Origin of the sequence: Franconibacter sp. IITDAS19 (assembly GCF_023079515.1) — a bacterium.
GTDB lineage: Bacteria > Pseudomonadota > Gammaproteobacteria > Enterobacterales > Enterobacteriaceae > Franconibacter > Franconibacter pulveris.
Map to the genome: position 1 here is coordinate 411,542 of NZ_JALJCP010000002.1, position 20,559 is coordinate 432,100.

General features: G+C 54.9%; 20 protein-coding genes. 8 read left to right on the plus strand and 12 right to left on the minus strand.

The features are described 5' to 3' along the window. The first annotated feature begins 5 nt into the window (after positions 1 to 5). On the plus strand, positions 6 to 845 hold the full coding sequence (locus tag MT962_RS07820; protein ID WP_247365334.1) for an MBL fold metallo-hydrolase: 840 nt from the start codon (positions 6 to 8) through the stop codon (positions 843 to 845). A gap of 489 nt (positions 846 to 1,334) precedes the next feature. Next, positions 1,335 to 1,667 (plus strand): hypothetical protein, encoded by a 333-nt coding sequence (locus MT962_RS22300; protein ID WP_348773174.1) that lies wholly within the window; start codon positions 1,335 to 1,337, stop codon positions 1,665 to 1,667. 213 nt (positions 1,668 to 1,880) lie between these two features. Here MT962_RS22300 and MT962_RS07830 read toward each other — a convergent pair whose 3' ends face one another. Beyond that, positions 1,881 to 2,867, minus strand: a complete 987-nt coding sequence (locus MT962_RS07830) for a DUF4238 domain-containing protein (RefSeq protein WP_247365335.1) — start codon at positions 2,865 to 2,867, stop codon at positions 1,881 to 1,883. Between the two features lie 465 nt (positions 2,868 to 3,332). Beyond that, positions 3,333 to 4,496, minus strand: a complete 1,164-nt coding sequence (locus tag MT962_RS07835; protein WP_247365336.1) for an alpha/beta fold hydrolase — start codon at positions 4,494 to 4,496, stop codon at positions 3,333 to 3,335. 111 nt (positions 4,497 to 4,607) lie between these two features. Between MT962_RS07835 and MT962_RS07840 the strand changes: the two genes are divergently transcribed. Further along, positions 4,608 to 5,504 carry a LysR family transcriptional regulator gene (locus MT962_RS07840; RefSeq protein WP_247365337.1) on the plus strand — a complete coding sequence of 299 codons (897 nt, stop codon included), beginning with the start codon at positions 4,608 to 4,610 and terminating at the stop codon, positions 5,502 to 5,504. A gap of 357 nt (positions 5,505 to 5,861) precedes the next feature. Here MT962_RS07840 and MT962_RS07845 read toward each other — a convergent pair whose 3' ends face one another. The 4 genes from MT962_RS07845 to MT962_RS07860 all read right to left on the minus strand — a co-directional run bounded on the left by MT962_RS07845 (position 5,862) and on the right by MT962_RS07860 (position 9,420). After that, positions 5,862 to 6,191, minus strand: a complete 330-nt coding sequence (locus MT962_RS07845; RefSeq protein WP_247365338.1) for a hypothetical protein — start codon at positions 6,189 to 6,191, stop codon at positions 5,862 to 5,864. Positions 6,192 to 6,265: 74 nt separating this feature from the next. After that, positions 6,266 to 6,586: a YdbL family protein gene (locus MT962_RS07850; protein ID WP_024561656.1), complete on the minus strand. Its 321-nt coding sequence runs from the start codon at positions 6,584 to 6,586 to the stop codon at positions 6,266 to 6,268. 9 nt (positions 6,587 to 6,595) lie between these two features. Continuing rightward, positions 6,596 to 6,796 carry a YnbE family lipoprotein gene (locus MT962_RS07855; protein ID WP_125454201.1) on the minus strand — a complete coding sequence of 67 codons (201 nt, stop codon included), beginning with the start codon at positions 6,794 to 6,796 and terminating at the stop codon, positions 6,596 to 6,598. Continuing rightward, positions 6,778 to 9,420, minus strand: coding sequence for a YdbH family protein (locus tag MT962_RS07860; protein WP_247365339.1), 2,643 nt, complete (start codon positions 9,418 to 9,420; stop codon positions 6,778 to 6,780). Before MT962_RS07860 ends, MT962_RS07855 begins: the two co-directional genes overlap by 19 nt. A gap of 212 nt (positions 9,421 to 9,632) precedes the next feature. Here MT962_RS07860 and MT962_RS07865 point away from each other — a divergent pair, with 212 nt between their 5' ends. Further along, on the plus strand, positions 9,633 to 10,622 hold the full coding sequence (locus tag MT962_RS07865) for a 2-hydroxyacid dehydrogenase (protein ID WP_247365340.1): 990 nt from the start codon (positions 9,633 to 9,635) through the stop codon (positions 10,620 to 10,622). Between the two features lie 86 nt (positions 10,623 to 10,708). Beyond that, entirely contained in the window at positions 10,709 to 11,134 is a 426-nt protein-coding gene (gene hslJ / locus MT962_RS07870) for a heat shock protein HslJ (RefSeq protein ID WP_024557702.1), read from the plus strand. Here hslJ and MT962_RS07875 read toward each other — a convergent pair whose 3' ends face one another. Further along, entirely contained in the window at positions 11,135 to 11,401 is a 267-nt protein-coding gene (locus tag MT962_RS07875; protein ID WP_024557703.1) for a DUF333 domain-containing protein, read from the minus strand. It lies immediately after the preceding gene. A gap of 282 nt (positions 11,402 to 11,683) precedes the next feature. On the opposite strand from MT962_RS07875, the gene fumD reads away from it, so the two are divergent. Both fumD and nifJ read left to right on the plus strand, forming a co-directional pair. Then, positions 11,684 to 11,899, plus strand: coding sequence for a fumarate hydratase FumD (gene fumD, locus MT962_RS07880; protein ID WP_024557704.1), 216 nt, complete (start codon positions 11,684 to 11,686; stop codon positions 11,897 to 11,899). Between the two features lie 171 nt (positions 11,900 to 12,070). Continuing rightward, positions 12,071 to 15,601: a pyruvate:ferredoxin (flavodoxin) oxidoreductase gene (nifJ, locus tag MT962_RS07885; RefSeq protein ID WP_247365341.1), complete on the plus strand. Its 3,531-nt coding sequence runs from the start codon at positions 12,071 to 12,073 to the stop codon at positions 15,599 to 15,601. 41 nt (positions 15,602 to 15,642) lie between these two features. Here the strand turns inward: nifJ and dbpA are convergent, their stop codons facing one another. The 3 genes from dbpA to MT962_RS07900 all read right to left on the minus strand — a co-directional run bounded on the left by dbpA (position 15,643) and on the right by MT962_RS07900 (position 17,631). After that, complete coding sequence (dbpA, locus tag MT962_RS07890; RefSeq protein ID WP_247365342.1) at positions 15,643 to 17,022, minus strand: ATP-dependent RNA helicase DbpA; 1,380 nt, start codon at positions 17,020 to 17,022, stop codon at positions 15,643 to 15,645. A gap of 197 nt (positions 17,023 to 17,219) precedes the next feature. Then, positions 17,220 to 17,402, minus strand: a complete 183-nt coding sequence (locus tag MT962_RS07895) for a hypothetical protein (RefSeq protein WP_071788483.1) — start codon at positions 17,400 to 17,402, stop codon at positions 17,220 to 17,222. Between the two features lie 16 nt (positions 17,403 to 17,418). Continuing rightward, positions 17,419 to 17,631: a cold-shock protein gene (locus MT962_RS07900; protein ID WP_024557707.1), complete on the minus strand. Its 213-nt coding sequence runs from the start codon at positions 17,629 to 17,631 to the stop codon at positions 17,419 to 17,421. A 515-nt stretch (positions 17,632 to 18,146) separates the two neighbouring features. Between MT962_RS07900 and ttcA the strand changes: the two genes are divergently transcribed. Continuing rightward, the gene (gene ttcA / locus MT962_RS07905) at positions 18,147 to 19,082 is read left to right on the plus strand and encodes a tRNA 2-thiocytidine(32) synthetase TtcA (RefSeq protein ID WP_188723590.1); all 936 of its coding nucleotides are present in this window, start codon (positions 18,147 to 18,149) and stop codon (positions 19,080 to 19,082) included. 51 nt (positions 19,083 to 19,133) lie between these two features. Here ttcA and MT962_RS07910 read toward each other — a convergent pair whose 3' ends face one another. Both MT962_RS07910 and zntB read right to left on the minus strand, forming a co-directional pair. Then, a complete protein-coding gene (locus MT962_RS07910) occupies positions 19,134 to 19,286 on the minus strand; it encodes a hypothetical protein (RefSeq protein WP_154663427.1) in 153 nt (50 codons plus the stop codon). 278 nt (positions 19,287 to 19,564) lie between these two features. Further along, positions 19,565 to 20,548: a zinc transporter ZntB gene (zntB, locus tag MT962_RS07915; RefSeq protein WP_024557709.1), complete on the minus strand. Its 984-nt coding sequence runs from the start codon at positions 20,546 to 20,548 to the stop codon at positions 19,565 to 19,567. Between the last annotated feature and the right edge of the window lie 11 nt (positions 20,549 to 20,559).

Sequence of the window (20,559 nt, forward strand, 5' to 3'; positions counted from 1 at the left end):
TATTGATGAGCCATCCCCTTCCATTCCGTCAGATTGGCGATTTTCAGATAACTGCGCTGAGTGACGGCAATATGGCCGCCAGTCTGGATTTACTGTCAGGCATTGAAAAAGCTGATGCCGACGTCATTCAATACCGTGCCGGAATCGATCGGCCCGGCGATATCCATATAAACTGTTACCTTATCCGCGGTCGGGGTCGAGTCATTTTGGTCGACGCCGGCGCAGGGCCGCTGAATAACGTGGGAGGCCAACTCACAGCAAACCTTGCCGCAGCGGGGGTCAGCCCTGACGATGTCGATAGCGTTTTATTGACGCACTGTCATCCGGATCATATTGGCGGCCTGTTGGATCCTGAAAAACAGCCCGTTTTTAAACGCGCTGACATTATTCTTCATCCTCTCGAAGCGCAACACTGGCAGGATGATAAAAAACTCAACATAGCGAATGAGCGCGGGCAACGTAATTTTCGGCTGGTCCGCCAAATGTTGCACGCCTATGCCCGGAAGGTGCGTTTTTTTAACGGGGATAAAATAGCAGAAGCCATTCTCCCGGTATGGTTGCCGGGCCATACGCCCGGGCATACAGGTTTTCGCATCGATTCGGATGATCAATGTTTATTAATATGGGGAGACATCGTCCATTACCCCCATATTCAGTCAGCACAACCGGCGGTGTCTATTTTATTCGACACCGATCCCGCTCAGGCCGAGGAAACAAGGAAATCGATGATGGAAAAAGCGGTCAGCGAAAAACTGCTCATTGCAGGCATGCACTTAAGTCAGGCCGGGTTTGCCAGCGTTCTCAGGGATGGTAGTGGATACCGCATTTCCTACGCTGAAAAATGATGGCTATGCCTGACTGGCTCGTTATTGATGAGCGACGTTCAACGTCATCCTTGTCCGCTTGTGGCGCAAAGCGGACGGGTCCGGGCGTAAGGTCCGCTATGAGCGAGAAGCGGATATCAGGACTGTGAGAAGTGTGAAGACTGTATTAATGTATTTACTTATTCACACATTGATTCTCACCTGACACATCATCTCAGCAATCAGTGTCAACCCTGGATATGATAGTAGTGCGTCCTGTCTTTATCGCGTTAGTTTGTCTGCCTGGAAAGAACCACAAACAAGAAGCTCTGTATGGAAATTATTTTAATGCGTCATGGAAAGCCCGCTTTTACAGGATCTGCGAAAGTAACGAGCCGTGAAATGTCCAACTGAATTGCAGAATATGATCTTTCTGATACTGGAGAAGATATACCGCCTGAGTCCAGTAAATCATTAGCATTCAGCGCATCGCGAATTATAAGTAGTTCTCTTCCCAGAGCACTTTCTTCCCTGAAAGCATTAGGGCTTGAGCCGGATGTTATTGATGAGGTTTTCAGGGAAGCAGATCTGCCGGTATTTCACATGCCCGGTTTCAGGTTATCCCCGACCGTGTGGGCTGCTTTTTTCCGCGTCATGTGGTTATGCGGCATATCCCGTAATGTGGAGCGCGTGAGAATAGCAAAGAAACGTGCTGCTCAGGCTACAAATATCCTCATAGCGTTTGCAAAAGGATCCGACGGCCCCGTGCTTCTTATGGGACACGGGGTAATGAATCGGCTAATTGCAAGGGAACTGAGGTCGTTGGGTTTCAAAGAATATTATTGTCAGGGTAATAGTTACTGAAACGCGAGTATCTACAGGCTTTAGTAAGTAGATATCTTGAATACACATCCGGCGTCTCCAGACACTGAAAGTTAGTAATTTCGCTTTCGGTACACAACGAACTGATGCTACGGCCAATGTCCGCTATGAGCGAGAAGCGGACATTGGTACAATGTTGCGATGAATGAGTTTAAGGTTGATGCTTATATTTAGCTTTATATAAAACATAGCATCTTAAAAAAGAGGCCTTTTTTTATATCTTAAACCCAGGTGTTTTTTATAGGGTAGTAGGGCGTTTGTTGTGTTTCCTATAATATGCACCATGGCTTGGTTTGCAATTTTTATATTTAGCTCCTCAACAGTATTTTTATCGATATAGTTCACGCCTGGAGAAAATCGTTTTGAATTACATATGATGTAGGCTATGCGTGGTGAAATTGGGTAGTAAAAGTCAGCATACTCAGGCGCGATAAAATCTGTCTCTGAGACACATGAGTGAACGTTAACGACTGGATGATCTGATGTTATGAAAGGTAGCCCGGTATCGTTTACCAATAATGAATGTATATCTTCATTACGACTTGAATATAAACTCCACCCAATATTCATCCCAAACATGTAGCTTATAAACCACCAAGCATGAACAATCGTGTCGGATACTTTTATTTCAAGATTATTACGACGAGGCTGAGCATTAAACACTGCGTCCCTGAAAGGCTTTGTACGCGTAATCTGATGACCAAAAAACATCATGAATTCAATCATGTGCTGTTTATCATGAAGTATATCAAGCCTTTCATTTGCGAGCGCTTCTAATATCGATAATGCCTTCATTTCATGAGATGAATGGAGATTCTCCATTAAGTTGCACTTTGTGGCATGAAGAAGTGCTTCCGCTTCCTGATCTTGTTTACCAGAAGCCCTATATATAGCCTCTAATCTTTGCAGTTTAAGGACGTCATCTAGGTAGGAAATGTGTTGAGTATGGAGATGGCTGGGGCTTTTTCGAGAGAAAGCCTTAATTATATCAACGTTCTCGCTAGTAAGCGTTGTTGTTTTATAGAAAAAGTCGTCAGCAGCTATTGCACGTACACTGTCGCAGGCAATCTTTCCAGTCTTGGTTGTGTAGAAAACATTTTTTGTACCATTACCCCAGCGCGTTAGGTAATTCGCCCAAACATAATGGTGTCTCTTCTTAGCTTCAATGCTTGTTCGTAACATGAGAATCTATTCCTTAAGAGGCTATCCTTAAAGCTTCTCTGTTTAAACAAAAATAGTCAATCACGTCATTTGTTGCCAAGCTACGGTCGGCAAAACTTGGCTGCGACAACATAGTTTTTAGAATCATTAAATGTCCGCTCCTGGCACTAAACGGACAAACATTTATGGTGTTTTGCAATCGTGCGTTAGCGTTTCACTGTGAATACTCTGGTCTGATATAAGATCACATATCCTTCAGCATTACGCATCTGCTCATATACCTTACAGGCGCCCCGACAGGTCGGGCTCTCAGCCCGGCTTAGCAAAACGGCAGAGCTGGTAGGCTCTGCCGAACCGTCAGGGGCGGTGTTCTGAGCTTGTGGCTGGAGCCAATGGCAAGGCTGCATCTACAACCGGCCCTGACTTGTTATGTTTTACTGCATATGAATACCTGCATCTGTAAGTTCGATCCATCTTTAATAGCATTCAGACAATCCCTGATGGGTTTGAAATGCGTATCCGCCAGCCCTTGTCCGCACCCTGCTCCATTACCTGCGTGGCGATACCGTGCTCAACTCGTTGAGTGCCGTCATCTGAAGTCATAGTCAGCGACCAGTCGATGAGGGCGAGAACGAGATCACCAGAAGAGATGAGAGCGCGTATCTGGTTCCTGATAACCGGCCGTGATGCTGTCAGCGCGATTAAAGCCATCCGTAGTGCTTCAGGATTACTTTCAATGACAGCGCCATCAGTCATTTTCATGGTGGCGCGGTTACTGAAAACGGACATTAAATTATCAATTTTTCCCGCGTTGAATGCTTCATCAAAGGCGGCGATGGTTTCAACAGGGGAGCGATAGACTGCGGCACGCTTCTCAATCGATGCTGCGAAGGCAGACAGGTGACTGGCGATCACACCGGGTGATTCAAGCGGTGAAAGGTGTCCCGTGCCGGGAATAATATACATCGCTGCGTGAGGAATACGGGGTAGCAACTCTCTTTGCAAAGTTTCCGGGGTATCGACCCGGTCCAGTTCCCCTGAGATGACTCTGACCGGAACATTAATGGAGGCGACTTCCCGGGTGATGTCCTCGCTGATCGCCACGCCGGGCCAGCCTGCTTTGGCTCCGGCTGACGCTCTTAAACTGTCCTCGATGACCTGCTCACGAAGCGCAGGGCTGAGCGGCCGCGCCGTCAGGACATTGTCGATGACAAACCCGACTGATTCGCGGCTGTTATAGGCGCTGGAAAGTCTGTCGCGCTCCTCTGAGGAAAGCAGCATGGGCGAAGGTGGGGAAGGTGCAATGAGAACCAGACCTTCAAGCCCTTCGGGCCGGCGCGATGCCATCAATTGGGCGACTTTTCCCCCCATCGAATGGCCAACCAGAATGTAGCGTTTAAGCTCAAGCGCCGAAATAACGCCTTCGGCATCCCGTGCAAGGTCCTCAATCCCGTATCCGGATTTCGGCGCGTCTGACAAGCCCCAGCCACGATGATCGATGGCAACCGTGCGGTAGTGGTCAGGTAGCTGACCTATCACGTTCTCCCATGTACGGGATGAGCCGCCATAATAATGCAGAAATACCAGCGCAAGTTCACCGCTGCCCTGTTGCTGAACGTTGATGCCCGTATTGTTGACCTTAATTTTCATCGTTTCATACCTCCTGAGGAATTAAAACAATGTTAATTACGATCTAAATTAATGATAATCTATTGAAAAATATCGACAGCCGATACTCAGATTATCGAATGACGGGTCTTAATGGATAAATTTACTAGCTTGCAGCTTTTTATCGCGGCAGTGGAAGAAGGCAGTTTTGCGGCCGCCGCAAGACGTTTTAAGCTTTCGGCTGCAATGGCAGGAAAACATGTCAGCGCAATAGAATCCGATTTAAATGTCCGGCTTATTCAGCGTTCGACACGCCGTCTGAGCCTGACCGATGCGGGACAGCGATATTATGAACGTTGCAAAGTTATTCTTGAGGCTCTGGAAGAGGCGAACAGAGAAGCGAGTGATGTTCAGGCAACACCGCGAGGGTTACTTCGCGTTGCTGCGCCGGTCGCCTTCGGTGCAATGCATCTTGGAGCGATCGTGTCACGCTATCTGGAACAATTTCCGGAAGTCAGTCTGGATGTTGTGCTTGAAGATAAATACGTAGACCTGCTTGAAAATCGAATTGATGTTGCCATCAGGGTTGGGCGTCTTGCCGATCCGTCGCTGGTTACCCGGCGGCTGGCGCCCTGCAAGATGGTTTTGTGTGCATCACCAGAGTATCTGAAAAAACACGGCACGCCAGAGACGCCGGAAGATCTCTCCAGTGCGCCGCGTCTGGCGTTCAGCCAGGCGGTTTCAGCGGGAGACTGGACAATTTACGACCCTGAGGGCAGGTTGCACCGTATCGAAAGTGCATGCCGAATCACAGCCAATAATATTCAGCTGCTTCTGGAAGCCGCCCTGGCCGGAACAGGCATAGCATATGGTCCCAGTTTTGTTTTTCGCGAGCATATAAAACAGGACAGGCTGATTGAGCTGTTACCAGCGTACAAGACAACGGAACTTACCATTCAGGCAGTGTATCCCAGCGCGATCCGCATTCCTTTCAAGGTTCGCAGCTTTGTAGATTTTATTGCTGAAGCTTTAAGAGATACACCGCTGTGAGGAGAGACAAAATGAAATATCCATTAAGTAATGTCCGCTTCCGGCACAAAGCGGACATTCCTTAGTACTGCACGATCAGGCGGGCAGCGCAGCCTGCCCCTGAATGCCGCGGGAGTGGCATGGCGGCGCCAGAGGATGTTGCCTTGCACGCCGTGGCGGAAAAGCGCCGTACGCCCGGCGTAGTGGGATACAGAGCCATAATTTTTGCCCCTCCCCCCTACCCTGCTTAGCCCAAACCTACTGTCAGCAATGAAGACGCTTGTGTAATTCTTTCTGACCCGGTGAGCGCGCTTTACGGCGCTTGCGATGTAAAGACGTGATTTCGGGCCTGAGCGTCGGCAGTAACGGGTAGCCGCCTTACGCCACCGTCCAGGGCGTTTCATCCAGCGTAAAAACCAGCGCGTTATCACGAACTTCATAAGGTACGGTGTAGGTATGCGGGTCGTGCATGTTCCGGTCGCAGCAGGGTTCGAAATAGTGAATCATGCAGCGGAAGGTAAAGCGGCGCTCGTCCATCGCCGTGACGTCGAACGTTTCCGGCTGATAGGCATAGCGCATATCTTCCGGGTATTCAGACATGACAAACTTGTTAAACAGCGCCGCGTTTTCGCGCAGCAAGCGCGCCAGCGAGGCCGTATCGTTCGCCGCCGCGCCGTCAAGCGGCAGGGTATAGGTTTGCGTTGCCATGGTTGTCTCCTCCTGTTTGCCCTCAGCCTGACACAGATTGCGGATAACGTCTGTTATCCCTGCGGGGTAAGGGCCTATTTCTTCAGCCACTGGCCGTTGAGGCCGCGCACGTACTCGCCAGGCCGCGCGCGCGCGACCAGCTTCTCGCCTGCCATTTTCGCCACATCATCCACCGGCAGATGGTTGCTGTCCGCCACCTGCTGGTAGCTTTCGGCCCTCGCGGCGTTGATGTTTTTCACAAGCGTCAGCGTTTCGCTGTCCTGTGCGATGGGGGCCAGGTAGCCGCTCAGCGTTTCGCCCACCCGCCCTTGCTGGCGCGCCTCCTCCAGCGTCAGGGCGAACGCGGGCGGCGTGAGCATCAGCATCGCCAGCAGAAGTAGCGCTTTTTTGGCCATATCGCCCCCTCAGAAGAGATCGCTGCGGTTTTTCAGCAGCGCTTCGACATCCTTATCCACCTTGATATGGATCTCATGTTCAATTTTAACGTTCATATTGATGGTGATGGGCTCTTCAGGCGCCGCCACCTCGATACGCGGCGTGCAGCCGGTTAAAAGCGCTGCGGGCAGCAGCGCCAGCATCATTATTTTCATTTTTCTTCCTCGCATACCGCACCCGCCGGCTGACACGGCGCGCCGGGAAGCTGCGCGTGCTGCTCAAGCCAGGTCTGTAAATTGTCGCCAAAGCGCAGGCTGCGCCACAGGGTAAAGAGGTTTTCCTGATGGCGGTAATTAAGCCTCACGGCGTTGCTTTTCCCGTTCACGCGGCTGGTGCCCTCCAGCTCCGCGCTCATCGACAGCACCCCGAGATTATCCAGAGTCAGCGTCGTCCATGAGTGTGAAATCTCCATGTAACGCAGCCAGTTTATCGCCGCGCCCGCCGCCACGTTGTCTTTCGCCATCGCGTCCGCCATCTCTTTATCGAGGCGCAGCGTGAGCGGACCGGGGCTGGTAAGCCAGCCATCCTTGATTATCCATCGGGGGTTTTCCAGCCACAGCGGCAAGGCGCCGTTAACCGCGCCAGAGAGCGCGACCTGCTTCACTTTGGTGGCGGTGATAAATTCGCTGGCGGAAAGATTGTGCAGGCGCAGCAGCGCCGCGTCGTGCTGCGGCATGCGCAACTGCTGTAGGGAAATTTGCCCGCCCAGCATATCGACGCTGACGTTGCTCAACAGCAGCGGCCGCGCCTCGCTCCAGGGGTAGCTGCCCTGCAAATCCGCAGTGACGTTGCGCGCCGTGACCTGGCTTTCGATGTCGTCTATGCGCAGCCGCACCGGGCCGCGCGCGCCAAGCTGCCAGACGGCGTCGCTGTAGCGAAAGGGCAGCACAAAATCGACGCCGTTGATTTTGTTATCGGTGGTCCAGGCGCTGCCCTTTTTCACCACGCCGTGCCCGCCCGCTTCAAAGCCCTGATCGCCTGCGGCGGAGAAAGCGACCTGGGCGTAAAATTGCCCGTCGCGCAGCGCCATTTTCCAGTCGGGCGGAATGAGGGGCTGAAACACCGTCAGCGGCTGCGCCGGCCACCACGCCTGTCCGCGCAAGCGTACGCCGTCCCAGCGGCCATGCACCCGCACCGGGCCGATAGCCTGCGCGCGCAGGTCGCCTTTGAACTGAAACGCGGTCGGGCTGCTGCCTTTCACGCTGAACGTTAAGGTCGATGGCGGCAAGACGCTGCCGCCGCTGAAGGTTGTTGGTCCGGCGTCAAGCTGTAGCGCGCCGCTAAAATCCGTGGCGGCGTCCTGCCGCTCCCAGCGCACCGGCGAGGTGAGCCGCAGGCGCGGTTTGCTCATCAGCATCGCGCCGTACTGCAGTTTGTCGAAGCCGGTTGCAAGCTCGCTGAGTTCGATAACGCTGTCTCGCCACTCGCCCCGCCCGGCCACATCCCAGCGCGCCTGCATCGGTTTGAAGTTACCCTCTCCCCAGTAGCGCCAGCGCCACACGCCCGCATCCGGCAGGAAATTGTCAGCGCGGCCATCCAGGTGCAGCGCCATATCTCCCATGGCCGGTTCGTGCGCGCGCAGGATAGCCTGCAAACGGCCATCTACGCCCTGCGGAGTCAGCTTTACGCCCGCTAAAGGCCAGCGCACTTCGTCGATATTCAGCGAATCGATAACCCGCCCGCGTGAGCGCAGCAGCGCGCCGGGTTGAAAACGCACCTGTGGAGCAAGCAGCGGACCGTTCAGGTCAGCAGGCAACATCGCGTAAAACACCATGGCGTCCTGCTTGGCTTCGCCAGTAATGCGCAGCGGCATCTCGCTCTGCGTCATGCTTAAGCGCCCCGGCCCAAAGGTCATGACCGCGTTGCCTTTGCCCGCCGCGCCTTCAGTCAGCACGTTGATGCGCCCGCTAAGCTGCGCGCCCTCCAGCCCTGCGCGCCAGTTTTCCGCCTTAAGCGCCACTCTGCCGCTTAGCGGGAACCCCTGGTAAGGCCAGCGCCAGCGCCCGTCGCTCAGGGTGAACGTTTGTGCCGTGAGGGTCCAGGGGAGGTCGAGCAGCGGGTCCGCATCGCCTGTCGCGCTTATCAGCAACTGACCACGATTATCCTGCCACTCCAGCTCCGCCTGGGCCTCCTGAGGCGCAAAAGGCAGATGGAGACGGGCCACGGTGCGCCCCTGGGTCGGCAGGCCGTCTGGCACCAGCGGCAGGGTGAAATCGCCCAGTAGCGTAATCGGCGGGATAGCGTCCGCCACGTTAAGGTTCAGTTTTGTTACGCGCAGCGCCTGCCCCTGCAACTGCGCCTCAAACTCAATCCGATCGCCTGAGAAACGTAAGCGCTGACGCTCAGGCGTGAGGCTCGCGTCCAGCGCGCCGGCGTACTGCGGCCAGGGCGTGAGCGTCAGTTTTTTGATGGTAACCCAGCTCATCGGCAGCATCGCCTGCCATTCGGCGAGCGTGCGCGGCGCGGCGGGGTTTTCATTGCCAGCGGGCATGTCGCTGAAACATTCCGGGTTAAGCGTTAAGGCATCGACATGAAGCTGCCAGCGGCTCGGGTGCGTGAGAATGGCGTTGTCTACGGTCGCCAGTTCGCACTCCCCTGCAAGGTAGCGTAAGTCGGGAAGGATAATGGCGTGGCGAGTCAGGCGCGGGGGCTGCTCCAGCGCAATGCGGGTGCCCGGCGGCAGCCAGATGCCAGCAAAGCCGGGCAGCCAGTAGCCCACCGTAAAAACCAGCGTTAATGGTAACAAGACAAGCAATAGCGCTAAGGCGATAGCCGCTCTGTATTTACCCTTCATGGGCCGTTAATATCCTGATTCTTTGATAAAATTACGCGCCAGAGCGCCGTATTGTGTCAGTTTAGCCGCTGCAGGTGAAGCCGACCGTCATTGAACTAAACTATTATGCTTAAAACAGCGATAAGCGCCTGAAATATTAATTATTTTTTAAACTTTGTAAGATTATTTTAACTATGCTACCGTGAATGCAGTACAACACTGGAGAAAGTCTTATGAAACTGGCCGTCTACAGCACAAAGCAGTACGATAAAAAGTACTTGCAGCATGTTAACGAAGAGTTTGGCTTTGAACTTGAATTTTTCGACTTCCTGTTAACGGAAAAAACCGCTAAAACCGCCAATGGCTGTGATGGGGTCTGCATTTTCGTTAACGATGACGGCAGCCGTCCGGTGCTGGAAGAGCTGAAAAAGCATGGCGTGAAATTTATCGCACTGCGCTGCGCAGGCTTTAATAATGTCGATCTGGACGCGGCGAAAGAACTGGGAATGCAGGTGGTACGCGTACCGGCCTACTCGCCTGAAGCGGTTGCTGAACATGCTGTCGGCATGATGATGTGCCTTAATCGTCGTATTCACCGCGCCTATCAACGCACGCGCGACGCTAACTTCTCGCTGGAAGGACTCACCGGTTTTACGATGTACGGCAAAACTGCGGGGGTTATCGGCACCGGGAAAATCGGCGTGGCGGCGCTGCGTATCCTGAAAGGTTTCGGCATGCGCCTGCTGGCGTCCGACCCTTTCCCCAGCGCGGCGGCGCTTGAGCTTGGCGTGGAGTATGTCGATGTCGATACGCTGTTTTCCCTGTCGGATGTCATCTCCCTGCACTGTCCGCTCACAAAAGATAACTACCATCTGCTGAATCGCACTGCGTTTGAGAAGATGAAAGATGGCGTGATGATCATCAACACCAGCCGCGGCGGGCTTATCGACTCGCAGGCCGCCATCGAAGCGCTGAAGATGCAAAAAATCGGCGCGCTGGGCATGGACGTGTATGAGAACGAGCGCGACCTCTTCTTTGAAGACAAGTCTAACGACGTGATTCAGGATGACGTGTTCCGTCGCCTCTCCGCCTGTCACAACGTCCTGTTTACCGGTCATCAGGCGTTTTTAACCGAAGAGGCGCTCATCAGCATTTCCCAGACTACGCTTGAAAACCTGCGCCAGCTGGAAAAAGGCGAAGCTTGTCCAAACGCGTTGTACTGATTTTTAAGAATATATCCGATGTATTCGCGTCAGCTGGCAGGCAGACTGGCGTGAATCATTGATGATATGAATATCATGGAGGTGATATGAAAAAGTATGTTGTTCCGGCACTGGCCGCGGTTGTTCTGGCGGGATGCGCGACGCCGGGTCATAAAGCTAACGTTACAGCACAGCAGCTGGTTCACCACCGCTATGTGCTTTCTACCGTGGATGGCGCGCCGCTCGACGCTTCTACCCGCATGCCGGAAATCAGCTTTGGCGAGAACCTTCACGTTGCAGGCAGCATGTGTAACCGCTTTATGGGCCAGGGCGAACTGCACGGTGATGTGTTGAAGGTGAAAGGCATGGCCTCAACGCGGATGCTCTGTGCCGAGCCACGCCTGAACGAGCTGGATACGCTGATTGGCGAAATGTTGACGCAGGGCGCCAAAGTAAGCCAGTCGCAAAAGACGCTGGTGCTGGAAACCAGCCAGCATACGCTGACTTATAAACTGGCGGATCTGGTCAACTAATCAGTAGTTGCCGCAGCTGCCTGACGCCAGGGCGCTTTCACTACAGCGTTTACCGTTGGGCAGCGCGCACATGCCGATAGCGGAACCATCTAACTGGCGCGCAACAGAGAGCGACCCGCCCACCATTGCGCAGTTGGCCTGCCCGGAGTCGGACATCGCCGCACGCAGGCCGGGCGAAACGTGAGCCGCCGTCGCCTGCTGTTCGGGTTCGCTACTGCATGCCGATAAAACTAACGCGGCACACCCCACTAAAAACGCTGCACGCATGATTCTCCCCTTTCGATGACCTGAAAAACTCCAGCATCATAGGCCACCTTGACCGCTAGCGTCGAGCCTCTGATCGCGGCTTTTGCTCGCTTAAACACATTTTTTAGCAATTCTACTTCTTCAGCCGTTTCGCTTGTTCACACGCGCAAGACAAGGCGCGAAAAGCGAAAGTTTGCTTTTTCACTGCGGTCAATATGCGGCAACGGGCTGATTTCTTCGCTGTTTAGCTTTACGCGTCGCGGATGTTATGCTGCCTGTAAACCCCCATAAAACGAGGCGGATATGGATAAAATACGTAGAGATGAAGCGCTGTATCAGGAAATGTGTCGGGTGGTGGGCAAAGTGGTGCTGGAGATGCGCGACCTCGGCCAGGAGCCTAAACATATTGTTATTGCGGGCGTCGTGCGTACTGCCTTAGCGAACCAGAAAGTAAAGCGCTCTGAGCTGACGCAAGAGGCGATGGAAGCGGTGATCCGCGCGTTGGGGTATGAGGTTTAGCGCGGCGTGCCTGTTTTCCCTGGTAATTCCACGGTTTTTTTTACCATCTGACTGACACAGTACACAAAAGTGAAAATGTCTGGCCTGGCGCTTTGCTAAAATTGAGGTATTACGACAGGGTGCGTCGCCGTATCACGCATCCCTCAATTTTGCGCACTCAAAGGGTCACTTATGATCACAATCGACGGCAATGGCGCGGTTGCTTCGGTGGCGTTTCGCACCAGTGAAGTCATCGCCATTTACCCCATCACCCCCAGTTCGACCATGGCGGAACAGGCGGACGCCTGGGCGGGCAACGGCCTCAAAAACGTCTGGGGCGATACGCCGCGCGTGGTGGAGATGCAGTCCGAGGCCGGGGCCATCGCCACGGTGCACGGCGCGCTGCAAACCGGCGCCCTCTCCACCTCGTTTACCTCTTCCCAGGGGTTGTTGTTGATGATCCCAACGCTCTATAAGCTTGCGGGCCAGCTTACCCCTTTCGTGCTGCACGTGGCGGCGCGCACGGTCGCGACCCATGCGTTGTCGATTTTCGGCGACCATTCCGACGTGATGGCAGTACGCCAGACCGGCTGCGCGATGCTCTGCGCGAGCAGCGTGCAGGAAGCGCAGGACTTTGCGCTGATTTCCCATATCGCCACCCTGAAAAGCCGCGTGCCGTTTATCCATTTCTTTGATGGTTTTCGCACTTCGCATGAAATTAACAAAATCGTGCCGCTGGCGGACGATACCATCCGCAGCCTGATGCCGCAGGCGGAAATCGACGCTCACCGCGCCCGGGCGCTGAACCCGGAGCATCCGGTGATCCGCGGCACCTCCGCCAACCCCGACACTTACTTCCAGTCCCGCGAAGCGACCAACCCGTGGTACAACGCCGTTTACGATCATGTCGAAACGGCGATGAATGACTTTGCGCAGGCCACGGGTCGTCACTATCGCCCGTTTGACTATTACGGCCACCCGCAGGCGGAACGCGTTATCGTTGTAATGGGATCCGCTATCGGCACCTGTGAAGAGGTGGTGGACGAACTGCTGACGCAGGGCGAAAAAGTGGGCGTGCTGAAAGTACGCCTTTACCGCCCTTTCAGCGCGAAGCATTTACTGGCGGCATTGCCGGAAAGCGCGAAGCGCATTGCGGTGCTCGATCGCACCAAAGAGCCTGGCGCGCAGGCGGAGCCGCTTTATCTTGATGTGATGACTGCGCTTGCCGAAGCGTTCAACGCAGGCGAGCGCGAAACCCTGCCGCGCGTCATTGGCGGACGTTACGGGCTTTCCTCAAAAGAGTTCGGCCCGGAGTGCGCGCTGGCGGTGTTTACCGAGCTGAAGGCGCAGCAGCCGAAAGCGCGCTTTACGGTGGGGATTTACGATGACGTCACGCATCTTTCTTTACCATTGCCGGAAAACACACTGCCTTCTCACGCAAGGCTGGAGGCGCTGTTTTACGGGCTTGGCAGCGACGGCAGCGTTTCCGCCACCAAAAACAACATTAAGATCATCGGTAACGCCACGCCATTTTACGCGCAGGGCTATTTTGTCTACGACTCGAAAAAAGCGGGCGGCTTGACGGTTTCCCACCTGCGGGTCAGCGAGCGGCCGATTAACTCCGCCTATCTGGTGAACCAGGCAGATTTTGTCGGCTGCCACCAGCTGCAGTTTATCGATAAATACCAGATGGCCGAACGGCTAAAACCCGGCGGCATTTTCCTTATCAATACGCCTTATGCGCCGGATGAAGTGTGGCGCCGGCTTCCGCAAGAGGTGCAGGCGGTACTGAACCATAAACACGCGAAAGTGTACGTGGTTAACGCGGCGAAAATCGCCCGCGAGTGCGGTCTTGGCGCGCGCATTAACACCGTTATGCAGATGGCGTTTTTCCACCTCACGCAGATCCTGCCCGGCGACGCAGCGCTACAGGCGCTGCAGGCCGCGATTGCCAAAAGCTACAGCAGCAAAGGCCAGGAGCTGGTGGAGCGCAACTGGCAGGCGCTGGCGCTGGCCCGCGAATCGCTGTTTGAGGTCAGCCGTGAAGCGGTGAACCCGCAAAGCCCGCTGCGTCCGCCGGTCGTTTCCGACGCCGCGCCCGATTTTGTCAAAACCGTTACCGCCGCCATGCTGGCGGGCCTTGGCGACGCGTTGCCGGTCTCCGCGCTGCCGCCAGACGGCACCTGGCCGCTCGGCACCACCCGCTGGGAAAAACGCAATATCGCGGAAGCGATCCCCATCTGGAAACCTGAACTTTGCACCCAGTGCAACCACTGTGTCGCCGCCTGTCCGCATTCGGCGATACGCGCCAAAGTGGTTTCCCCTGAAGCGATGAGTGACGCCCCGGCCTCGCTGAATTCGCTGGATGTGAAATCCCGCGATATGCGCGGCCAGAAATATGTATTGCAGGTTGCGCCTGAAGATTGCACCGGCTGCAACCTCTGCGTGGAAGTGTGCCCGGCGAAAGATCGGGAAAACCCGGAGGTTAAGGCCATCAACATGATGTCCCGCCTTGAGCATGTGGAAGAAGAGAAAGTGCATTACGACTTTTTCCTCAGCCTGCCGGAGATCGACCGCACCGCGCTTGAGCGCATCGATATTCGTACCTCGCAGCTGATTACGCCGCTGTTTGAATACTCCGGCGCCTGTTCCGGCTGCGGCGAAACGCCCTACATTAAGCTGCTGACCCAGCTTTATGGCGACCGCTTGCTGATTGCCAACGCCACCGGCTGCTCCTCGATTTATGGCGGCAACCTGCCCTCCACGCCTTACACCACCGATGCCAACGGCCGCGGCCCGGCATGGGCGAATTCACTCTTCGAAGATAACGCGGAATTTGGGCTTGGCTTTCGCCTGACGGTAGACCAGCACAAAGCGCGAGTGATGCGCCTGCTGGATAAGTTTGCCGACAGGCTTACTCCCGAGCTGAACGCGCAACTGCGCGCTGAGGCGACGCCACCAGTGCGCCGGGAACAGGTAGCCGCGCTGCGCCAGCAGCTGGCGAATGTCGATGACGTCGATGCGCAACAGCTTCTGACCGATGCCGATGCGCTGGTGGAAAAATCAATCTGGCTTATCGGCGGCGATGGCTGGGCGTACGATATCGGTTTTGGCGGTCTTGACCATGTTCTGAGCCTGACTGAAAACGTTAATATCCTCGTACTCGATACCCAGTGTTACTCCAATACCGGCGGCCAGGCGTCGAAAGCGACGCCGCTCGGCGCCGTCACAAAATTTGGCGAGCATGGCAAGCGTAAAGCCCGTAAGGATCTGGGCGTCAGCATGATGATGTACGGCCATGTTTATGTAGCGCAAATCTCGCTTGGCGCGCAGCTTAACCAGACGGTGAAAGCGATACAGGAAGCGGAGGCGTACCCTGGTCCTTCACTTATCATCGCTTACAGCCCCTGCGAAGAGCACGGCTACGATCTGGCGCTGAGCCATGACCAGATGCGACAGCTCACCGCGACCGGCTTCTGGCCGCTCTACCGCTTCGATCCGCGCCGCGCTGAGGAGGGCAAGCTGCCGCTGGCGCTCGATTCGCGTCCGCCTTCCGATGCGCTGGCGGAAACGCTGCTTGCCGAGCAACGCTTCCGTCGCCTGAACGCGCAACAGCCCGACGTGGCGGAGCAGCTGTGGAAGGACGCCGCCGCCGACCTGCAAAAACGCTACGACTTCCTGGCGCAAATGGCGGGCAAGGCGGAAAAAACCAGCGCCGAGTAAGTAAAAAGGCCGCGAAAGCGGCCTTTTTTACAGGAAAGGTATCAACTCAGGAAGCGCACGCGGCAGCTTTTGCCCTTGATTTTGCCCTGCTGCAGTTGCTTGTACGCTTTACGTGCCAGCGCCTGACGCACCGCCACGTAAACATGTACCGGATAAACGTCTATCTTGCCGATATCCGCCGCGCTTAAGCCCACATCACCCGTCAGCGCGCCGAGCACGTCGCCCGGACGCATTTTGGCTTTTTTGCCGCCATCGATGCACAGCGTCGCCATTTCCGCTTCCAGCGGCTTCACTATGCGGCGCGCGGGCGGCGTTTGCCAGTCGATATCAAGCTTGAGCATATCCGCCAGCGCATTGGCCCGCGAAATCTCTTCCGGGGCGCAGAAGCTGACCGCCAGCCCCTGCTCCCCCGCACGGGCGGTGCGGCCGATGCGATGCACGTGCACCTGCGGCTCCCAGGCGAGCTCAAAGTTGATAACCATTTCCAGCGCCTTAATATCCAGGCCGCGGGCCGCCACGTCAGTCGCCACCAGCACGCGGCTGCTGCCGTTGGCAAAGCGCACCAGCGTCTGGTCGCGGTCGCGTTGCTCCATATCGCCATGCAGCGCCAGCGCGCTCTGCTCGCTGGCGTTGAGCGCGTCGCATACCTCCTGGCAGGCTTTGCGGGTATTGCAGAAAACCACGCAGGAAGCGGGCTGACGTTCGCTGAGCAGCGTTTGCAGCAGGGAGATTTTCTCGCGCCCGGCCACTTCAAAGAAACGTTGCTCAACGGCGGGCAAGGCCTCGACGCTGTCGATATCAATCGTTACCGGGTTGCGCTGTACCCTTTCACTCACCGCGGCGATAGACGCAGGCCAGGTGGCGGAAAAGAGCAGCGTCTGGCGATGTTGCGGGCTGAAGCGGATAACCTCGTCAATGTCATCGCTAAAGCCCATATCAAGCATACGGTCCGCCTCATCCAGCACCAGCGTCTGGAGCTCGTCAAGCTTAACGGTGCCTTTTGCCAGATGCTCCAGCAGTCGGCCAGGCGTGGCGACAATAATGTGCGGCGCGTGGGCGAGCGAATCGCGCTGAATATTGAACGGCTGGCCGCCGCAAAGCGTCAGCACTTTTACGTTTGGCAGATGGCGCGCCAGACGGCGCAGCGCATTCGCCACCTGATCCGCCAGCTCACGCGTCGGGCACAGGATCAGCGACTGGGTGGAAAAACGCGAGGCATCCATACGCGCCAGCACGCCCAGGCCGAAAGCGGCGGTTTTACCGCTGCCCGTTTTCGCCTGCGCCCGCACGTCGCTGCCCGCAAGAATCGCCGGCAGCGAGGCCGCCTGAACCGGCGTCATGGTATGGTAGCCCAGCGCCTCAAGGTTGCTAAGCTGCTCGGGGGAAAGTGCGTTAAGGGATGAAAACGAAGCCTGGGTCATAAATCTCTGCTCATAAGAAAGCGTAAAGCGCGTATCCTCGCATAAAGCGTCGCGCTTTGCGCGTTGAATCGCATCTGGATTTTACGTGTAAGGTATTTGTATAAATGCAAAAAACCCGCACAGGGCGGGTTTTATTACAGGTGGCTGTTTACTTATTTTATGGAAATAACGTGAAGTTTATTCCCGGACAAATAAATTTACAGCGCAGCGCGATAACCGTTTTGCATTATTGCAGTACGCTTATATTCCGTGGGCTGCATGCTCACCTGCATATTCGATTTGCAAAAAATACATTTGGCGCCATACGGATTCTTTTCCGATACGTCAAAATGCGACGTCCGGTACTGCGATCCCTGGCAGCATGGACATTTAAAATGCATAAGTTTAGTGGCGTCCTTAAAGAGCAACCACGTTCGCTGCTGCCGGGCCTTTCTGGCCTTGCTCAACAGAGAACTCAACTTTCTGACCTTCTTCCAGCGTGCGGTATGCGTCGCTCTGAATTGCAGAAAAATGCACGAAAACGTCTTTGCTGCCGTCAACCGGAGAAATAAAGCCAAAGCCTTTCTCGGAGTTGAACCATTTAACGATACCAGTCATTTTAGTAGACATAATTTTACCTTTTTGATTGTAGCCTTCCGGCGAATGAGGTCTGAGACAGAATTTAATCAGAGCTTAAGTGGAGACTCAAAGAGGAGAGGTATCGAAGGATAACGCCTGAGAGAGAACTGCTTTACTAACTGCTTATGATCGGGTCTGTATATCAAACCGAGGACGCTATTAACGCACGCCCTTCTTTTTTACGCAAGCATTATATTTAAATTGTTTTCTGGCGCTTCGCTTTATGCTTTTCTTCGCCGCAACCGCCGCCAGGCAAAAAACGAAGCGCTGTCTTTGATTTCCCTGTCAACAAGTTGTTGCTTAAGCAGTAAAACGCGCTGGCATTCGCCGCCGTAATCCGTACCATACACGCCACACTGAGTGCAGCAGCAGGACGCCGCGAAAACCCGCCGGCGTTTACCTTATAAAGGTGAAGCCCACTGGCCTGAACCTGCGCTTAACGCCATACTCGCACGCTGGGCCCTGTTGTTATCCTGGCGTCACCTGTCAACGTGGACAACGAATAAATGTCAGAGAATCAAGAAATTAGCAAAAAAGAGCAGTATAACCTCAACAAGCTTCAGAAGCGCCTGCGCCGCAACGTAGGCGAAGCCATCGCCGATTTCAACATGATTGAAGAAGGCGACCGCATTATGGTTTGCCTCTCTGGCGGCAAAGACAGCTATACCATGCTGGAGATCCTGCGCAATCTGCAACAGAGCGCACCGGTGAATTTCAGTCTGGTCGCGGTAAACCTTGACCAGAAACAGCCAGGCTTCCCGGAGCACATTCTGCCGCAATACCTTGATTCTCTTGGCGTGGAATACAAAATTGTCGAAGAGAACACTTACGGCATCGTGAAAGAGAAAATCCCGGAAGGGAAAACCACCTGTTCACTCTGTTCCCGCCTGCGCCGCGGCATTCTCTACCGTACCGCGACCGAGCTTGGCGCGACGAAAATTGCGCTGGGCCATCACCGCGACGATATTCTGCAGACGCTGTTTTTGAATATGTTCTACGGCGGCAAGATGAAAGGCATGCCGCCGAAGCTAATGAGCGATGACGGCAAACATATCGTTATTCGTCCCCTCGCCTACTGCCGCGAGAAAGATATCGAACGCTTTTCTACAGCGAAAGGCTTCCCGATTATTCCGTGCAACCTCTGCGGGTCGCAGCCGAATCTGCAGCGCCAGGTGATTGCCGATATGCTGCGTGACTGGGATAAACGCTATCCGGGCCGTATCGAAACCATGTTCAGCGCGATGCAGAACGTGGTGCCTTCACACCTGTGCGATACAGCGCTTTTCGACTTCAAAGGCCTTCAGCACGGCGCGGAAGTGGTGGCCGGCGGCGATCTCGCCTTCGACCGTGAAGCGATCCCGATGCAGCCAGTCGGCTGGCAGCCGGAAGAAGAGGACAACGATCCGCTTGCCCTGCGTCTAGACGTGCTCGAAATCAAATAATCTCTTCTTTATTTGTGCCCCGCATTCTGCGGGGCACATTTTTCAACGCGCTTAGCGCATATGCGGCGGCGGATCGACAATCGGTTTCGGGTCTGGCTCAAGCGGCGGGTCAGGAATGGGCTGCGGTTTAGGGATAGGATCGGGTACGGGCACCGGGTCGGTGGGTACAGGGTCGCTCATGCGTCGCGCAAAATCATCGTTCATGCTTGCCTCCTGAAAGTGGGAGATGCTGTCCCTTTAAGCGTAGTGGCTCAGGATAAAGAGGCAAAAAAAAGCCGACTTATTCAGTCGGCGTCGTACGAATCAATTGTGCTATGCAGTAATTCAAAAAAGGAAGTAAGACAATATGGAGCGCAACGCCCATCGCTTGACGTTGCATTCACCTGCGAGAGAGATAATGCCCCGAAACGAGAGCGCATGTTTTGATATGGCTCAAGTTAAACCGCCTTTTCATGTTTATATTTTGTTAAAATAGTTAATATTTACAGCCATTTACTGCGATGTAACCACCACGTAACGCCGCCTATCAATACCACCAACAGCATACAGAACAGGCTAAAGCCGAAGTGCCATTCGCCGCCGGGAATGCCGCCGAGGTTAACGCCAAACAGACCGGTTAAAAAGGTGCTGGGCAGAAACACCATCGCCATTAGCGACATGGTATAGCTGCGGCGCGCCAGCGACTCCTGCATCAGCTGGGAAATTTCATCAGACATCACGGCCGTACGGGCGATACAGGCGTCGATTTCATCAAGCCCCCTGCCAAGTCGGTCCGAAATATCCTGCATACGGCGACGATGGTCATCGCTCATCCAGTTAAAACGCTCGCTGGCGAGGCGGGAATAGACGTCGCGTTGCGGCGTCATGTAGCGCCTCATCACGATGAGCTGCTTACGCAACAGGGCAAGATGACCGCGCGGCGGCACCTGCTGGTCGAGTAAGTTATCTTCGAGATCGATAATTTTATCGTGCAACTCTTCGATAAATTCGCTGGCGTGATCGGTCAGCGCATCGCAAATATCCACAAGCCAGCTGCCGCCGTCCGTCGGACCGGAGCCCTCATTCAGGTCATTTACCACATCATCCAGCGCCAGGACTTTGCGCTGACGCGTTGAGACAATCAGCCGTTCGTCCATGTACAGGCGCATCGCCACAAGCTGGTCGGGGCGTTCATCGGTGCTGCCGTTGATGCAGCGCAGCGTAATAAGCGTTCCCTCCCCCATGCGCGTGACTCGCGGCCGCAAGCTCTCTCCCGCCAGCGCATCGCGCACGGCGTTCGGCAGCAAGGGCGTCGTGGCGAGCCACTGCGCGCTTTCCGGGTTGGTGTAGTTAAGGTGCAACCAGCAGGGATGGTCTTTATCGATTATTTCATCATCGTCGAGCGGTCTTACGCCGCCCTTGCCGTCCAGCATCCAGGCGAAAACCGCATCCGGCACATTCACATCCGATCCTTTAATTGCGTCCACCTTGCCTCCTT

Coding starts and splice junctions, on each gene's coding strand:
- MT962_RS07845 (WP_247365338.1), bottom strand. CDS start 6,191: ATGGCAACGCAAACCTATACCCTGCCGCTTGACGGCGCGGCGGCGAAC.
- dbpA (WP_247365342.1), bottom strand. CDS start 17,022: ATGACCCAGGCTTCGTTTTCATCCCTTAACGCACTTTCCCCCGAGCAG.
- hslJ (WP_024557702.1), top strand. CDS start 10,709: ATGAAAAAGTATGTTGTTCCGGCACTGGCCGCGGTTGTTCTGGCGGGA.
- MT962_RS07860 (WP_247365339.1), bottom strand. CDS start 9,420: ATGAAGGGTAAATACAGAGCGGCTATCGCCTTAGCGCTATTGCTTGTC.
- MT962_RS07895 (WP_071788483.1), bottom strand. CDS start 17,402: ATGCATTTTAAATGTCCATGCTGCCAGGGATCGCAGTACCGGACGTCG.
- MT962_RS07900 (WP_024557707.1), bottom strand. CDS start 17,631: ATGTCTACTAAAATGACTGGTATCGTTAAATGGTTCAACTCCGAGAAA.
- MT962_RS07850 (WP_024561656.1), bottom strand. CDS start 6,586: ATGGCCAAAAAAGCGCTACTTCTGCTGGCGATGCTGATGCTCACGCCG.
- ttcA (WP_188723590.1), top strand. CDS start 18,147: ATGTCAGAGAATCAAGAAATTAGCAAAAAAGAGCAGTATAACCTCAAC.
- MT962_RS07910 (WP_154663427.1), bottom strand. CDS start 19,286: ATGAACGATGATTTTGCGCGACGCATGAGCGACCCTGTACCCACCGAC.
- MT962_RS07835 (WP_247365336.1), bottom strand. CDS start 4,496: ATGAAAATTAAGGTCAACAATACGGGCATCAACGTTCAGCAACAGGGC.
- MT962_RS07865 (WP_247365340.1), top strand. CDS start 9,633: ATGAAACTGGCCGTCTACAGCACAAAGCAGTACGATAAAAAGTACTTG.
- MT962_RS07820 (WP_247365334.1), top strand. CDS start 6: ATGAGCCATCCCCTTCCATTCCGTCAGATTGGCGATTTTCAGATAACT.
- MT962_RS07875 (WP_024557703.1), bottom strand. CDS start 11,401: ATGCGTGCAGCGTTTTTAGTGGGGTGTGCCGCGTTAGTTTTATCGGCA.
- MT962_RS07840 (WP_247365337.1), top strand. CDS start 4,608: ATGGATAAATTTACTAGCTTGCAGCTTTTTATCGCGGCAGTGGAAGAA.
- fumD (WP_024557704.1), top strand. CDS start 11,684: ATGGATAAAATACGTAGAGATGAAGCGCTGTATCAGGAAATGTGTCGG.
- MT962_RS07855 (WP_125454201.1), bottom strand. CDS start 6,796: ATGCGAGGAAGAAAAATGAAAATAATGATGCTGGCGCTGCTGCCCGCA.
- nifJ (WP_247365341.1), top strand. CDS start 12,071: ATGATCACAATCGACGGCAATGGCGCGGTTGCTTCGGTGGCGTTTCGC.
- MT962_RS07830 (WP_247365335.1), bottom strand. CDS start 2,867: ATGTTACGAACAAGCATTGAAGCTAAGAAGAGACACCATTATGTTTGG.